Raw genomic sequence first — 15,509 nt, 5'->3', positions numbered from 1 at the left:
AAAGACGGCGCATAGACACGGGGTGGACGTCGCAAAACTCCTAGTGAACGCGCTGCGCACCCTCAATATCCAGGCCGTAACTGACCAGTGGCTCAGCCAGCCCATCGGACAGGCGGTAGCGCAGACCCACAACGGCACACCGGTTGTCGGCCAGACGCGCCTGAATCTCCGGCGAACGATCCACGATATGGTCGGCGATCTCTGCCACGTGGTTGCGTTCGAAGGCGTCACTACTTTCCATGCCGTGCTTCTTCGCGGACAGCAACGAGGGAGTGACCTTCTCCACGAGCACGCGTTGGAAGCCCGCAGGCATGTCGCCCCCGTGCAACGCCTGGGAGGCCGCAGCAACCGCGCCGCACTTCTCATGCCCCAGCACCACAACCAGCGGTACTTCCAGGGAGTCCACCGCGAACTCCAGAGAGGCCAGAACAGACAAATCGGTGATCTCGCCGGCAGTCCGGATAACGAAGACATCGCCGAGCCCCTGGTCAAAGAGGATCTCCACAGGCGCGCGGGAATCGGAACACGCCAACACCACAGCCTGGGGCTTCTGTCCCTCTTGCAGGGAAATACGACGGCTCAGGTCCTGGTGGGGGTGGTCGGAATCGCCGCGCATGAAACGTTGGTTGCCTTCGCGCAAGCTATCCCAAGCCTGCTGCGGGGTCAGATGATGGCTGGAAGTCATGGTTCCATTGTGCACCGCGCTACAGTGATTCGTGCAATGAACTCCCCTTCCGTCGATTCTCCAGACCTACCCGCCAAGCTGAATGCCTGGTACGCACGCAACGCCCGCGACCTGCCGTGGCGCCACCCAGATACCACCCCGTGGGCGATTCTGCTAAGCGAAGTCATGAGCCAGCAAACGCCCGTCGCCCGCGTGATCCCCCTGTGGCGAGCGTGGCTGGAACGCTGGCCTACCCCGGCTGACCTGGCCGCGGCACCTCGTTCCGAGATCTTAAGAATGTGGGCCAACCTGGGATATCCCCGGCGCGCGCTGCGGCTAAAGGAATGCGCGATCGCCTGCGTGGAGCGTCACGACGGTGCGGTACCCCACGACATTGCCGAGCTCGAGGCGCTACCGGGGATTGGCCACTACACGGCCCGCGCCGTCGCGGCCTTCGCCTTTGGTCAGGCCGTGCCGGTTGTGGATACGAATGTGCGCCGCGTCTACCGCCGTCTCGTCGACGGTCGCTACTTGCAGGGGCCCGCTCGTGCGCGCGATCTGGCGGATGTGGCCTCGTTGCTGCCTCACGTCGATCCGGACCCTCGTTTGGATGGACGCCAACTGCTTCCACCGCCTCAACCCCAGCCCACTGACACGGGCACTGGCACGGATAGTTGCGCAGGTGGGAGCACCGCTACCGCAAGAGACGCAGATAGAGACGCCGCGAACCTGATGTGCGCCGCACTCATGGAACTCGGCGCTTTGATCTGCACCGCGAAAAGCCCAGCGTGCGACCAGTGCCCCGTAATCGACGACTGCGCGTGGGTGCAGGCGGGCAAGCCGCAACCGACGGAGGCGGAGGCACAGGCCGCAGCCCAGCGCGTACAGAAGTTCGTGGGAACCGACCGCCAGGTCCGCGGAAAGATTATGGGGCTACTGCGGGAAGCGGGAGAAGGTGGCGTCACAAAGAAAGAGATAGACCTGCTTTGGCCGGCAACCGAGCAGCTTGAGCGAGCCCTGCAATCGCTGCTAGACGACGGGCTAGTGGCCCGCGACGGTGCGAAGTACCAGCTACCGCACTAAAAAACTTCGAAAAACCACCGCGAAAACCCCGCAAAATCTCCGCCCGAATTAGGGGCACAACGCAAGTAGTTTTGTTCGGCTTAGGCTTTACGGGGATGTGTGCATTAGAGTGATAAACGTTACCCAGATCACATTAGGAATGATTTATGTCGACCTCACCCTCCTCGACCGCTAAGCAGCCAAACACAACCACCACCGTGGCGGCTGTTGGCCTCATGCTTTTCTCTATGTTCTTCGGCGCCGGCAACCTCATTTTCCCGCCCATGCTCGGCGTGGAATCCGGTGATAATTTCTCCCCCGCCATGATCGGCTTCCTCCTAACCGGAGTGCTCATGCCGGTGTTGACGGTCATCGCCATCGCAATTTCCGGTAATGGTGTACGCGACCTCGCCTCCCGCGCGGGAGCACTGTTCGGCCTGGTCTTTGCTATCGTTGCCTACCTTTCCATCGGCGCGCTCTACGCCGTGCCTCGCGCCGCAGCGATCGGCTACGAGCTGGGCATCGAATCCACCTTTGACCTCTCCGGCGGCTGGTGGCGCCTGGCGGGCACGTTCGCCTTCTTCCTGGTGTGCTACCTACTGACACTCTGGCCCGGCAAGGTCGTAGATACCCTAGGCAAGGCCCTCACCCCAGTACTGCTGATCCTGCTGGGCGTGCTGGCTATCGTCGGCCTTCAAAAGTTGAACTCCCCCAGCATTCCCGCCACTGAGGAGTACACCTCCAACCCGCTGGTTAGCGGCATTTCCCAGGGCTACTTCACGATGGACTCCATTGGCGCGCTGGCCTTCGCGTTGATCGTCGTGAGCGCTTTCAGCCAGAAGGGCGAGACCGACCACAAGCGCATCGTCAAACTCTCCGGAGTTGCCGCCTTCACCGCAGGTTTCTTCCTGATGCTGGTCTACCTCGGGCTCGGCCTGGTGGGCGCCCGCATGCCGGACAAGGAAAGCTACAGCGACGGCGCGGCAATCCTGAGCTCCGCTGCGTACCTGACTATGGGCAACGCAGGCGAGATCGTGTTCTCGCTGATCGTGCTGTTGGCCTGCATCACCACCGTCGTTGGCCTGACCGCAGCGTCATCCACGTTCTTCCACGAGTTGGTTCCGGACATCAGCTACCGCTGGTGGGCCACTATTCTGACGCTCGTGGGCCTTGCTATCGCCAACCTGGGCTTGGAGAAGATTCTGAGCGTCTCTGGCCCGGTTATCGGCCTGATCTACCCGCCGGCGATCGTGCTCATCACACTTTCCTACGTGCACCTTCTGTGCCGCCAGCACAAGCTGGTGTTCTCCTACCGCATCGGCGTGGCCGTGGCCTTCCTGTTCTCCTTCATCGACTTCCTGGCCGCCCTTAACGTGCCGGTCGACTCGCTGCAGAATGCCCTGAGCTGGATTCCGCTGATGGATGCAGGCATGGGCTGGCTGCTACCCACCATCATCCTCACCGCCATTGGCCTGGTCATCGACCTGACCCGCAAGGTACCGAATGACGAGGACAAGGAAGTCGACCTGGAGGCGTTGGATCCGTTCACAGCAAATGTGGACGCCGAAGGCACAAAAGACAGCGCCGAAGCAGGCACCGATAGCGCTACCAATGCCCCCGTTTCGCAGAGCTAAGTAGCAATACCTAATACTTCCAGCGGAGAAAACGCTTAGTATTCCCCTATGACGTTTTCTCGTAGAAGTTCTAATCACTCCCCCTCTAATCGTTTTCGACCCCTCGGTGCCCTCCGCTCCCGCACCCTAACCGCCACCTGCGCAGTGCTGCTGCCCGCAGCCATTGCCACTTCCGGAATTACTTCAGCCGCCGCTGCACCCGGCGGCTTCTATGGTTCTGTCGAGGGATCCGCTTCTAAGGCTGCCGCCACTGGCAGCGGTAAGTCCGTAGTGGGGTCCCTGCCCAACTACGACCCGGATGGCTTTTACTCCTCCCTGCCTTTGCAGGTGAAGGGCAAGCCCGGCGAAATCATCAAGACTGCCCCCAGCAACTTTGCCCTTGGGATCCCCTTCGTCGATTGGACGAACAGCGAGGCTCAGCGCGTAGCCTACGTTTCCACCAATTCTCGCGGCGAGACCGTGCCCGTCACCGGCACTGTACTGGTGCCCCGTGCTCCCTACACCGGCGGCGGAGAGCGTCCGCTGCTGGTCGTAGCTCCGGGCACCCAGGGCAGCGGCGATGCGTGCGCCCCGGGCAAGTTACTGCCCATGGGCTTGGAGTACGAGGCAGCGCCCGTCGCCGCTGCCCTGTCGCGCGGCTGGGCTGTCGCGCTGACCGACCTAAACGGCCTGGGCACCCCGGCGCAGCACACGTACATGAACCGTGTGGATCAGGGTAACGCCACCCTGGATATGGCCCGCGCGGCGAAAAACATGCCCCGGGTTCCGAAGGCCGCGCCGGTTGCGGTGTGGGGTTATTCGCAGGGCGGCGGTTCCTCCGCTGCAGCTCTGGAGCTGGCTCACACCTACGCCCCTGAAATCAACCTGAAGGCGGGCTATGCAGGCGGAGTGCCGGCAGATTTGGCTATGACTTCCACCGCCATCGACAACGGCCCGCTGGCAGCCGCCCTGGGCTACACCCTGAATGGTTTCCTCGTCTCCAACCCGGAGATCCGTGGCGCAGTGGAGGCGAAGATGAACGACAAAGGCAAGGAGTTTGTCCGCCAAACCGCCAGCGAGTGCATCCCCGAATCGCTCGCACGGCACGCCTACACAGATTCGCGCACTCTGACGAAGAACGGGGAGTCACTCACGGAGCTGCTTGAGCAGGAGCCGTTCAAGAAGCTTGTTGACGCCCAACGCATCGGCAGCCGCCCACCCCAGGTCCCTGTGTACGTCGGCCACGGCACGAACGATGACACGATCCCAGTAGAGCAGAGCCGCCGCATGGCCCGTCAGTGGGCGGAGGGCGGCACCAAGGTGAACTACGCAGAGCACAATATCCCGCGCACGTTCCCACTGGGCGATCACATGGTGCCGATGATGACGCACCTGCTGCCTGCACTGGACTGGGTGGACAATGTGATCCACGATCGCCCAGTGCAGTTCAACAAGGCCTAAACAACAAGGCCCAGCCAAAAAGGCTTAATTAGCCTTTCTGGTTCCAGTCATCGCTGGAGTCTGCGGCGTCGAAGTCCTTATCCTCCGGCACGTTGCCCTCGGCGGCGACAGACACCGCCTCCTGGGCCTCGTCGGCGGCGAAGTCATCCGCACCAACCTCCGGCAGAGGCTTGGGCTTGGTGCCGAAGACGAACTTCGCATCGTCGCCCTTGGACTCGCCATCCCAGTTCTCGACGTCGACGGTGACGATCTCGCCGGCGCCGATCTCGCCGAACAGGATCTTCTCGGACAGCTGATCCTCGATCTCGCGCTGGATCGTGCGGCGTAGCGGGCGGGCGCCCAGCACCGGGTCGAAACCACGCTTGGCCAGCAGGGACTTCGCCTGCTCGGTGAGCTCCAGATCCATGTCCTTCGCCTGCAGCGCGGTACGCACGCGGCCCAGCAGCAAGTCCACCATCTGCACGATCTGCTCGCGGGTCAGCTGGTGGAAGACCACAATGTCATCGATACGGTTCAGGAACTCTGGGCGGAAGTGCTTCTTCAGCTCATCGTCGACCTTCTGCTTCATCCGCTCGTACTGGGTCTCCTCGTCGGCCTCACCGGAGGAGCTAAAGCCCATGCCCACAGCCTTGGAGATATCCCTGGTGCCCAGGTTAGAGGTGAAGATCAACACGGTGTTCTTGAAGTCCACCATGCGACCCTGACCATCGGTGAGACGACCATCTTCCAGCACCTGCAGCAGCGTGTTGTAGATCTCCGTGTGGGCCTTTTCGATCTCGTCGAACAGAACCACAGAGAACGGCTTGCGGCGAACCTTCTCGGTCAGCTGGCCGCCCTCGTCGTAACCGACGTATCCCGGAGGCGCACCGAACAGGCGGGATGCCGTGAACTTGTCATGGAACTCGCCCATGTCGATCTGGATCAGTGCGTCATCATCGCCGAATAGGAACTCGGCCAGCGCCTTCGACAGCTCGGTCTTACCCACACCGGACGGACCGGCGAAGATGAACGAACCGGACGGGCGCTTCGGGTCCTTCAGCCCAGCACGGGTACGGCGGATGGCGCGGGAGACAGCCTTGACGGCATCGTCCTGGCCGATGATGCGCTTGTGCAGCTCGTCTTCCATGTGCAGCAGGCGGGTGGACTCTTCCTCAGTGAGCTTGAACACGGGGATGCCGGTCCAGTTGCCCATAACCTCGGCGATCTGCTCCTCGCCCACCTCGGCGACCTCGTCCAGCTCGCCGGCGCGCCAGGCCTTTTCCTTCTCCGCGCGCTCTTCACCTAGCTTGCGCTCGTCGTCACGCAGAGATGCTGCCTTCTCGAAGTCCTGTTCATCGATGGCGGCCTCCTTCTTACGGCGCACCTCAGCGATCTTGTCGTCGATGTCCTGGATAGCCTTCGGGGCGGTCATACGCTTGATGCGCATGCGGGCGCCAGCCTCGTCGATCAGGTCCACGGCCTTATCCGGCAGGAAGCGGTCGTTGATGTAGCGGTCCGCTAGCTGGGCTGCGGCTTTCAGCGCACCGTCGGTGATGGATACGCGGTGGTGTGCCTCGTAGCGGTCGCGCAGGCCCTTCAGGATCTCCACGGTCAGCTCCACGGAGGGCTCCGGAACCTGTACAGGCTGGAAGCGGCGCTCCAGCGCGGCATCCTTCTCGATGTGCTTGCGGTACTCGTCCAGGGTGGTTGCACCGATGGTCTGCAGCTCGCCGCGGGCCAGCTTCGGCTTCAGAATGCTAGCAGCGTCGATCGCCCCCTCGGCGGCACCTGCGCCGACCAAAGTGTGGATCTCGTCGATGAACAGGATGATGTCACCGCGCTGGTTGATCTCCTTCAGCACCTTCTTCAGACGTTCCTCGAAATCACCGCGGTAGCGGGATCCTGCCACCAGGGAGCCCAGGTCCAGGGAGTACAGCTGCTTGTCCTTCAGCGTCTCCGGCACCTTGCCGTTGACGATGTCCAGAGCCAGTCCCTCGACCACGGCGGTTTTACCCACACCGGGCTCGCCGATCAGAACCGGGTTGTTCTTGGTACGGCGGGACAGCACCTGCATGACGCGCTCGATCTCGTTCTCGCGCCCCACGACTGGGTCTAGCTTGCCATCCTTGGCTGCCTGGGTGAGGTTGCGGCCGAACTGGTCCAGAACCAGAGAGTTGGACTTCTGGCCAGGGCGGCTCGGTGCGCCTTCTGGACTGCTACCCACGCCGGCAGTAGCGGGCTCGCCACCAGCACTTTCTTCCTCGTTACCCTCGTAACCACTGAGCAGCTGGATTACCTGCTGGCGAACGCGGGACAGATCCGCGCCGAGCTTAACCAGCACCTGCGCTGCCACGCCTTCACCCTCGCGGATGAGGCCCAGCAGGATGTGCTCGGTGCCGATGTACTTGTGGCCCAGCTGCAGCGCTTCGCGCAACGCCAGCTCCAGCACCTTCTTGGCGCGCGGGGTGAACGGGATGTAGCCACTCGGTGGGTGCCCACCGGTACCGATGATGTCCTTAACCTCAGTGCGCACGGCATCCAAGGAGATGCCCATGGATTCCAGGGCCTTTGCTGCGACACCTTCGCCCTCTTGGATCAGGCCGAGCAGGATGTGCTCAGTGCCGATGTAGTTGTGATTCAGCGCGCGTGCTTCCTCCTGCGCCAACACAACGACGCGGCGCGCGCGATCCGTGAACCTCTCGAACATGGTGTGCTCCCTTTTTCAAAAGATGTAGCTTGCGTATTCGCCAATGTTGCCCACCTTAGCCGTGAGTGTGGACAACTCATATCGCCTTTCACACAACACCGTGTTGTTGCTGCCTTATTCCGACGCCACCTCAGCCCCAATAACCCACATATCAGCAGGTCAACACGCATTACTAACTCACTTCTACCCGCTGTACGCCGTCAGCGAACGCTCCCTTAAAGCCCCTATTTCCCGACTCCCCCACAACCTGCCCCTTCATAGTTATTTTTTTCAAACCGAGAACTTTTTCATTCGGAAACATTAAGGTGATGTAGGCCACTAAAACTCAGAGCAACCAGACCAGAGAAACCAGCTCCGAGAGACCAGCCCAAGGAGAGTCACCCAGAAATGAACGCCGCAGCAGCCCAGTTGCCCAAGCCCTCCCTCACCGAGCAGATCGGGACCGCCGGCACACTTCTTAAAGGCACACTGCCTTTGTTTAAATCGGGTGTTCTCGGCTCCATGGGTCCCGTTGCTGCCGGTAAATCCCTCAAAGGAATCATCCAGTGGAGCTTCCTGCCCGCCGGCCTGCTAGCCATCGGTGCCGCGCGGGACCCCTACCACACGGCCATCATCGACGACGCCGGCTCGATGACTTACCAAGAACTCCACGAACAGTCCACCGCCCTAGCACAAGCTCTATTCCGCACTGGCGTCCGCGAACGTGACCGCATCGGCGTACTGTGCCGTAACCACCGCGGATTCATCCTCGCCCTGTGCGCACACGGCCGGCTGGGCACGGACATTGTGCTATTCAACACTGGGGCGTCAGCAAAGCAGACCCAGGCCGTACTGCATGAACAAAAGATCGACATCCTGTTCATTGACGAGGAGTTCCTGCCGTTGCTGCCGAAGGATTTCGACGCCTGCCCCGTCGTTGTCGCTTGGGAAAACGGCGACACACTGGGTCTCACCCGCGAGGCCGAAGAAGCGCTGAAGCGGGCTTCCAATGTCCGAGATGCCATCGATAGCGGCGACTACGCTACCCGCAGCGAAGATTGGCCCTCCCTGCACGAAGTGCTGAGCACCACCCCGGAGAATCTCTCCATCCCCGCCCGTCCGCGTCAAGGGCGTACGATCATCCTGACCTCCGGAACCACAGGAACCCCAAAGGGTGCGCGCCGACCGGAGCCGAAGACGTACATGCCGGCGTCTTCCATCATGAGCCGCATCCCGATGCGCCACCACCGGCCTTCGTTCCTCTCCGCACCAATGTTCCACACCTGGGGCTTCGCGCAGATCCAGCTTGCGCTAGCGCTGCGCAACACAATGATCATGCAGCGCCGCTTCTCCCCCGAAGCCGCGGTGAAGCTAATTGAGAAGAACCGTCCATACACCATCGCAATGGTGCCAACGATGCTCCGCCGCATGCTGGAGGTTGTGCCAGAGAACTTCAACTCGGGCACGAAGATCATCGCCACCTCCGGCGAAGCACTGCCGCCGAAGGTAGTGCGCGAGACGCAGGAGAAGTTCGGCGATGTGCTGTACAACCTCTACGGTTCTACGGAGGTCAGCTGGGCTTCCATCGCCACCCCGCAGGATCTGCGCAAGCACATCAACACTGCCGGTAAGCCGCCGATGGCAACGACGCTGAAGGTCCTGGACGACAATGGCAAGGAGCTGCCGAACGGCGAAATCGGACGCATCTTCGTTAAGAACGACATGCTGTTCGAGGGCTACACGCGCCCCGGCTCCGACAAGGAGATCATCGACGGCATGGTCGCCACTGGAGACCTGGGCTACTACAACGACGAAGGCCTGCTGTTCATCTCTGGCCGTAGCGACGACATGATCGTCTCCGGCGGTGAGAACGTCTTCCCGCAGGAGACCGAGGACGTGATCAACTCCATGGACTGCGTCGCCGAGTCCGCCGTGCGTGGCGTAGAGGATCCGGAGTTTGGGCAGGCACTGTGCGTATGGGTCGTGCCGGAGGGCAAGAGCGCTGCCGAACTGACTGACGAGGAGAAGGCGGAGTTTGAGCAGAAGGCAAAGACGGAGGTCAAGGCTCACCTAGCCCGCCACAGCGTGCCGCGCCACTTCGTCTACCTCGACAAGCTCCCCCGCAACGCCGTGGGCAAGGTGGTTCCGCGCGAACTGCCGCAGCCTTAGCCAGTAGTCCGCTCGTAGTCGCCCATCCCGTAGAGGGCATCCCAGCTGAACTAAATGTCGGAAAAGTTGCAAAACGTTATTGGGCACAATTTTCGCTAATGGAAAAGCCCCGGTCAGAAGGGTGCGCAACAAGGGCTGAAAGTAGCAAGTTTGCAGTTTTGCAACTTTTCCGACATTTAGCACCGTGCAAAGCCAACCAGGGCGGCGGGCACAAGCAGATGCGCCATAATGAGGGGCATGACCAACAACAGTCCCGACAACAGCTCCAACAACTCGGCCGCCCCAGCCAGCCCCAGCAACACAAACCCCGGCAGCCCCAGCCCCCTCCGCCCGCGCGTGCTGTCCATCGCCGGCACCGACCCGACAGGCGGGGCGGGCGCACAGGCAGATCTGAAGTCCATCATGGCAGCGGGCGGCTACGGCATGTCCGTCATTACCGCGCTGGTCGCGCAGAACACGCAGGGTGTGCGCGAGATCCACACTCCCCCGCTGGACTTCCTCCGAGCACAGCTGGACTCCGTGTTCGACGACGTCACCGTCGATGCCGTAAAGATCGGCATGCTCGGCGACACGGAGACCATCCAGACCGTCCGCGAATACCTGCAGAATCACCAGGTCACGACGGTGCTGGACCCGGTGGCGGTGGCTTCCTCGGGAGACCGGCTGCTCACTGCGAACGCAGAGGACGCACTGCGGGACTTCGCTGCTTCTTCTTCGGTTGTGACGCCGAATCTCCCCGAACTAGCACTCCTGACCAAGACCGAACTGGCCACCAGCGAGCAGCAGGCAGTGGACATTGCCGCGAAGTGGGCGCAGGAAACCGACACCACCGTGATCGTGAAACTGGGGCACCTGGCCGGGCTGGAAGCCGGCAACATTGCAGTATCCCCTGCCGGGAAGACGCATAAGGTCAGCTCCCCGCGCGTGGAAACAAAAAACACCCACGGCACGGGGTGTTCTTTGTCTTCTGCGCTGGCCACTCGGCTGGGCGCGGGTGATTCGCTGGAGGATGCGCTGGATTGGTCTACTAAATGGCTCAACGAGGCCATCGCCAATGCCGACCGTTTGCTAGTCGGTAAAGGCCATGGCCCCGTTGATCACTCGGTGCGCCTGTTCTAGGCAGCTAAGCGCGGGTGCAAGCGCGCTGCTCGACGCTAGGCAGCTAGGCGCAGGCACGAGCGGCGGCTAGCAAAGTAGCCGCTGCCCGCGCTCTCGCGCAGCCAGCTACTACTTGAGCTCCTTGGAGGAAAGACCCAGCTCGCGGCGGGCAACAACCAGCTGCTGAATCTGCTGGGTGCCCTCGAAGATGTCCAGGATCTTGGAGTCACGAGCCCACTTCTCCAGCAGGTCACGCTCGGAGTAGCCATAAGCGCCGGCGATCTCAACCGCACGCAGGGTCAGGTCAGTAGCCATGCGGCCGGCCTTCGCCTTGCACTCGGAGGCTTCCTTGCTGTTCGGCTGCTTGTTGTCGGCCATCCAACCTGCGCGCAGGGTCATCAGGTATGCAGCTTCCCAGTCGCTCTCCAGGCGAATGTACTCGCTGGCAGCTGCGGGCTGGTTCCACGCGGGGGCGTCATAATCGATCTCTACACCTGCGTCGGTGAGGATCTCGCGCAGCTTCTCCAGGGAAGCGCGGGCGACACCAACGGCCATGGCGGCAACCATCGGGCGAGTGTTGTCGAAGGTGGCCATCACGCCACCGAAGCCCTTCTTGGTGTCCACCTCCGGGGAACCCAGCAGGTTCTCCTTCGGGATGCGGACGTTGTCCAGGATGAAGTGCGCGGTGTCGGAGGAGCGGATACCCAGCTTGTGCTCCAGGCGGACCAGCTCGAAGCCCGGGGTGTCGCGCGGGACGACGAAGGACTTGATGGCTGCACGGCCAGCGGACTTGTCGACGGATGCCCAGACGACAACGTGGGTGCAGCGCTCGCCGGCGGTGACGAAGATCTTCTCACCGTTCAGCACGTACTCGTCGCCATCCAGCTTGGCGGTGGCGGCGACGGCTGCGGAGTCGGAGCCGAACTGCGGCTCGGTGATGGCCATGGCGGCCCAGATCTTGCCGAAGCGCTCGAGCTGCTCGTCGTCGGCGACGGCTGCTACGGCTGCGTTGCCCAGACCCTGGTAGGGGATGGACAGGGTGAGTCCCACGTCGCCCCAGCAGGTCTCGAGGACGTTGAGGATGGAGGCCATGTTGCCGCCATTCTTGACGCCCTCAGTCTTCTTCTTGTCATCGCCGCGGCCACCGGAGGCGCCAGCCATTGCCTGGCCGGCGTCTGCCATGCCTTCGACCAGGCTGGCCATGGTGTCCAGCTCGACGGGGCGCTCGTGCTCCGCGAGGTCGTACTTGCGGGAGATGGGGCGGAAGATTTCGGCGGCGGCCTGGTGCGCTTGGTTCTGGCCCGCCTTCAAACGCTTGGGGAGTTCCAGATTAATCATGATGTGGTTCCTTGAAGTTCCTTGTGCTTATTCGATATGGATTCGAATTGTGGCGGGGTTAGACGACGACTACGCCCTCGGCGATGCCGATGGCGCGCATGTCGCGGTACCAGCGCTCGACCGGGTGCTCCTTGGTGAAGCCGTGGCCACCGAGCAGCTGCACGCCGTCGAGGCCCATAACCATGCCCTTGTCGGATGCGTAGCGGCGGGCAAGGCCAGCTTCGCGGTTGAAGGACAGGCCCTGATCCAGGCGGGAAACACCGCGCAGCAGGATCAGGCGCAGGCCATCGAGCTCGATGCGCAGGTTGGCGACCATGAAGGCCACTGCCTGGCGGTGCGAGATCGGCTCGCCGAATGCTTCGCGCTCGTTGACGTACTTCTTGGTGTACTCGAGGATTGCCTCGCCGGTGCCGGCTGCCAGTGCGGCCCAGCCCAGGCGGGAGCGGCGGATGATCTCCGCGTAGTTTTCCTTGCGCTCGTCGGCGGGTAGGTCCTTGCCACCCAGCAGCTGGCTGGCCGGGACGCGGACGTCCTTCAGCAGGACGCGACCCAGAGCAGCGGCGCGCAGCCCCATGGACGGGTCAGCCTCGACGACCAAGCCCTCGGTGTCGGACTCGACGATAACGAAGGTGTTTTCGCCGTCGAGGTTTACTGCAATGACGAACAGCTCAGCCTTGCCTGCGTTCGGAACCATGGTCTTCACGCCGTTGATGACGATGTCGTCGCCCTCGCGGACGGCGGTGGTCTGCAGGGTGAACGGGTCGAACAGCGGGCGGGACTCGGAGACGACCACTGCGGAAGCCGGGACGGACTCGCCCGCGAACTCCGGCAGGTAGGTCTTCTGCTGGGAGTCGTCACCGTAGTTGGTGATGACGTTGGCCACACCGGCCGGTGCCAGGATGGCGACGGCCTGGCCCATGTCGCCGAATGCCAGGGCCTCGGCGATCAGAGCGTTGGTGGTAGCGCCGGAGGCGGAGGCAATGCCCTCGTACTCTTCCGGCAGGTTGATCAGGGCAACGCCCAGCTCGGCGGCAGCTTCCAGCAGGCCTTCTGCCGGCTCGGATGCCTCGTTCTGGTCGTGGCCGGTCGGGCGCAGGCGCTCTTCAGCGAACTCGCGCACGGCGGCGACGATCATTTCCTGATCCTCGGTCGGGGTCAGGTCGAACGGTGCCTTGCCCGGTGCCGGTGCTTCGGTCGGGACGGGCTGGTTGTTCTCGTCGGTGGTCTGGTTGGCCAGGCGTACCGGCTTGCCGGAGCCCTTGATCTTCTTGAACTGGCGGTTCACGGCACCGAGGGTGCGCATGCCGGTCTTGGTGGACTGGTAGGCAACGCGGTCCACCTTCTTGCTCAGACCGTACTTCTCTGCCAGGTCGGAGCCGGTGAACTTCGTCAGGACTCCCATGACGGTACCGATTGCGTCTCGCTTGATGTTGTTCAGGCCAGGAGTTGAATCGGCACGCTTGCTTCGGTCGCTCATTTCGTGCGGCCACCTTTCACTGGTTGTCAGCGCAAATCTCATATCTGCATGTGCGGATAATTATGTACGTAGCATAAACCAGGATAATGGCGCGCATCACACTTTGGGCCAAAATATAGATTGAATTACACCCACACGGGCGAGCTGCACGCCAGCTACTCCCCTAGTTTTCGAGCTGCCTGCGCCCGCTTTTCGCAGGCGCGCAGCCGTCTACTCCTGCGCCCCTACTCCTGCGCCCCTCCCCCTCGTGGCCAGTCGGCCAGCCCTCGTGGCCAGTCGACTGTCGGTGTTTGGCCGCTAGTTCTCGCGCTCCGGCTTCACGATCGGGAACAGCACGGTCTCGCGGATGCCCAGGCCGGTCAGGGCCATCAGCAGTCGGTCGATGCCCATGCCGGTGCCAGCTGTCGGTGGCATGCCCTGCTCCATGGCAGCCAGGAAGTCCTCGTCCAGGCGCATGGCTTCATCGTCGCCATTGGCCGCCAGGCGTGCCTGATCCTCGAAGCGCTCGCGCTGAATAACCGGGTCGACTAGCTCAGAGTAGCCGGTGGCCAGCTCGAAGCCGCGAACGTACAGATCCCACTTCTCTGTCACACCCGGCTTGCTGCGGTGCTGGCGGGTCAGCGGGGAGGTCTCCACGGGGAAGTTACGCACGAAGATGGGGCCTTCCAGCTGATCCTCGCACAGGACCTCCCAGATCTCCTCCACCAGCTTGCCGTGACCCCAGCCGCCCTTCGCGGGAACGTCCAGGCCGATGACCTTGGCGATTTTCTGCAGTTCCTCAACGGTGGAGTCGATCGTCACCTCTGGCTGGCCGGGGTACTTGCGCGCAAGCGCCTCGTTCAGCGAGGGGTACATCTCGATTTCCTTCCACTCCCCGCCGAAGTCGAACTCGGTGCCGTCGGCGAGGCGCACCTTGCCGGTGCCCTCCAGGTCGGTGCCCTTGGTCAGCTGGTCCACGATGTACTGGATGGATTCGCGAGTGGTGCGGGCGCAGTCGTCGTAGTCGCCCCATGCAGCGTAGGTCTCCAGCATTGCGAACTCCGGGGAGTGGGACTTGTCCACGCCCTCGTTACGGAAGTTGCGGTTGATCTCGAAGACGCGGTCGATGCCGCCCACCACGGCGCGCTTCAGGAACAGCTCCGGCGCGATTCGCAGGTACAGGTCGATGTCCAGCGCGTTGGAGTGCGTGACGAACGGTCGAGCCGCCGCGCCACCGTGCAGAGTCTGCAGCATTGGGGTTTCGATCTCTACGAAGCCCTCGCCCTCCATGTAGTCGCGCAGCGCGCGGATGACCTTCACGCGCGTCATTGCATTCTTGCGGGCCTCCTCGCGCACGATCAGGTCGTTGTAGCGCTGACGCACGCGGGTTTCTTCGTTCATTTCTGCGAACGCCACGGGCAGCGGGCGCAGGGCCTTGGCAGCCATGACCCACTCGCTGGCCATGACGGATAGCTCGCCGCGGCGGGAAGCGATCACGCGACCGGTCACACCGATGAAGTCGCCGAGATCCACGTCGGCCTTCCAGGCCGCGAGTGCGTCCTCGCCGACCTCCGCCAGAGAAAGCATGGCCTGCAGCTGCGTCCCGTCGCCATCCTGCAGGGTGGCGAAGCACAGCTTGCCGGTGTTGCGCATGAAGATCAGGCGCCCGGTCACGCTCACTACGTCCTGGGTTTCGTCGCCTGCGGCGAGGTAAGTGACGCCCTCTGCCTCAACCGGCTGCTCTTCAGCTTCACCGTCAGTCTTCTTCACTGCCCACTTTGCGCGCACCTCGGCCAGGGAGTGGGTGCGTGGCACCTCTACCGGGTAAGCGTCCTTGCCGGATTCGAGGATGCGCTGCCGCTTTTCACGGCGGATGCGTAGCTGTTCGGGCAGGTCTTGTGCGGGGGTATTTGCTGCGTCAGTCACGCTTACAAAGCCTAGCGCATGGGGCGGACAGGTAATCGATTGAGGCATGCAGGTCGC

At 62.6% G+C, this 15,509-nt stretch carries 10 protein-coding genes; 5 read left to right on the top strand and 5 right to left on the bottom strand.

Annotation, left to right across the window (positions count from 1 at the left end; genetic code table 11):
• Window positions 1-40: 40 nt before the first annotated feature.
• Window positions 41-685: a carbonic anhydrase gene (locus tag CJEIK_RS01620; RefSeq protein ID WP_034965401.1), complete on the bottom strand. Its 645-nt coding sequence runs from the start codon at window positions 683-685 to the stop codon at window positions 41-43.
• A gap of 36 nt (window positions 686-721) precedes the next feature.
• On the opposite strand from CJEIK_RS01620, the gene CJEIK_RS01615 reads away from it, so the two are divergent.
• The 3 genes from CJEIK_RS01615 (at window position 722) to CJEIK_RS01605 (ending at window position 4,800) form a co-directional block, all read left to right on the top strand.
• On the top strand, window positions 722-1,747 hold the full coding sequence (locus tag CJEIK_RS01615; protein WP_034965404.1) for an HhH-GPD family protein: 1,026 nt from the start codon (window positions 722-724) through the stop codon (window positions 1,745-1,747).
• Between the two features lie 146 nt (window positions 1,748-1,893).
• Window positions 1,894-3,360 carry a branched-chain amino acid transport system II carrier protein gene (brnQ, locus tag CJEIK_RS01610; RefSeq protein WP_034965406.1) on the top strand — a complete coding sequence of 489 codons (1,467 nt, stop codon included), beginning with the start codon at window positions 1,894-1,896 and terminating at the stop codon, window positions 3,358-3,360.
• Between the two features lie 48 nt (window positions 3,361-3,408).
• Window positions 3,409-4,800 carry a lipase family protein gene (locus CJEIK_RS01605; RefSeq protein ID WP_034965410.1) on the top strand — a complete coding sequence of 464 codons (1,392 nt, stop codon included), beginning with the start codon at window positions 3,409-3,411 and terminating at the stop codon, window positions 4,798-4,800.
• A gap of 28 nt (window positions 4,801-4,828) precedes the next feature.
• Here CJEIK_RS01605 and CJEIK_RS01600 read toward each other — a convergent pair whose 3' ends face one another.
• Window positions 4,829-7,486: an ATP-dependent Clp protease ATP-binding subunit gene (locus CJEIK_RS01600; RefSeq protein WP_005296798.1), complete on the bottom strand. Its 2,658-nt coding sequence runs from the start codon at window positions 7,484-7,486 to the stop codon at window positions 4,829-4,831.
• Between the two features lie 387 nt (window positions 7,487-7,873).
• Between CJEIK_RS01600 and CJEIK_RS01595 the strand changes: the two genes are divergently transcribed.
• Together CJEIK_RS01595 and thiD are read left to right on the top strand one after the other, a co-directional pair.
• Window positions 7,874-9,634: an AMP-binding protein gene (locus tag CJEIK_RS01595; RefSeq protein ID WP_005296800.1), complete on the top strand. Its 1,761-nt coding sequence runs from the start codon at window positions 7,874-7,876 to the stop codon at window positions 9,632-9,634.
• Between the two features lie 237 nt (window positions 9,635-9,871).
• The gene (gene thiD / locus CJEIK_RS01590; RefSeq protein WP_305954518.1) at window positions 9,872-10,753 is read left to right on the top strand and encodes a bifunctional hydroxymethylpyrimidine kinase/phosphomethylpyrimidine kinase; all 882 of its coding nucleotides are present in this window, start codon (window positions 9,872-9,874) and stop codon (window positions 10,751-10,753) included.
• 108 nt (window positions 10,754-10,861) lie between these two features.
• On the opposite strand, the gene CJEIK_RS01585 is transcribed toward thiD, so the two are convergent.
• From CJEIK_RS01585 to lysS, 3 genes are all read right to left on the bottom strand, one after another.
• Window positions 10,862-12,070, bottom strand: coding sequence for an acyl-CoA dehydrogenase family protein (locus CJEIK_RS01585; protein WP_005296808.1), 1,209 nt, complete (start codon window positions 12,068-12,070; stop codon window positions 10,862-10,864).
• Between the two features lie 58 nt (window positions 12,071-12,128).
• Window positions 12,129-13,547, bottom strand: coding sequence for an acyl-CoA dehydrogenase family protein (locus CJEIK_RS01580; protein WP_005296810.1), 1,419 nt, complete (start codon window positions 13,545-13,547; stop codon window positions 12,129-12,131).
• Between the two features lie 297 nt (window positions 13,548-13,844).
• The gene (lysS, locus tag CJEIK_RS01575) at window positions 13,845-15,500 is read right to left on the bottom strand and encodes a lysine--tRNA ligase (protein WP_370510485.1); all 1,656 of its coding nucleotides are present in this window, start codon (window positions 15,498-15,500) and stop codon (window positions 13,845-13,847) included.
• Between the last annotated feature and the right edge of the window lie 9 nt (window positions 15,501-15,509).

The sequence above is a fragment of the Corynebacterium jeikeium genome, assembly GCF_028609885.1.
Taxonomy (GTDB): Bacteria; Actinomycetota; Actinomycetes; order Mycobacteriales; family Mycobacteriaceae; genus Corynebacterium; species Corynebacterium jeikeium.
This window is presented reverse-complemented; position numbering and strand designations above follow the sequence as displayed.

Excerpts from the sequence above, each read along its gene's own strand:
- CJEIK_RS01580 (WP_005296810.1), bottom strand. The coding sequence starts at position 13,547 with ATGAGCGACCGAAGCAAGCGTGCCGATTCAACTCCTGGCCTGAACAAC.
- CJEIK_RS01585 (WP_005296808.1), bottom strand. The coding sequence starts at position 12,070 with ATGATTAATCTGGAACTCCCCAAGCGTTTGAAGGCGGGCCAGAACCAA.
- CJEIK_RS01595 (WP_005296800.1), top strand. The coding sequence starts at position 7,874 with ATGAACGCCGCAGCAGCCCAGTTGCCCAAGCCCTCCCTCACCGAGCAG.
- CJEIK_RS01615 (WP_034965404.1), top strand. The coding sequence starts at position 722 with ATGAACTCCCCTTCCGTCGATTCTCCAGACCTACCCGCCAAGCTGAAT.
- lysS (WP_370510485.1), bottom strand. The coding sequence starts at position 15,500 with ATGCCTCAATCGATTACCTGTCCGCCCCATGCGCTAGGCTTTGTAAGC.
- CJEIK_RS01620 (WP_034965401.1), bottom strand. The coding sequence starts at position 685 with ATGACTTCCAGCCATCATCTGACCCCGCAGCAGGCTTGGGATAGCTTG.
- CJEIK_RS01600 (WP_005296798.1), bottom strand. The coding sequence starts at position 7,486 with ATGTTCGAGAGGTTCACGGATCGCGCGCGCCGCGTCGTTGTGTTGGCG.
- CJEIK_RS01605 (WP_034965410.1), top strand. The coding sequence starts at position 3,409 with ATGACGTTTTCTCGTAGAAGTTCTAATCACTCCCCCTCTAATCGTTTT.
- thiD (WP_305954518.1), top strand. The coding sequence starts at position 9,872 with ATGACCAACAACAGTCCCGACAACAGCTCCAACAACTCGGCCGCCCCA.
- brnQ (WP_034965406.1), top strand. The coding sequence starts at position 1,894 with ATGTCGACCTCACCCTCCTCGACCGCTAAGCAGCCAAACACAACCACC.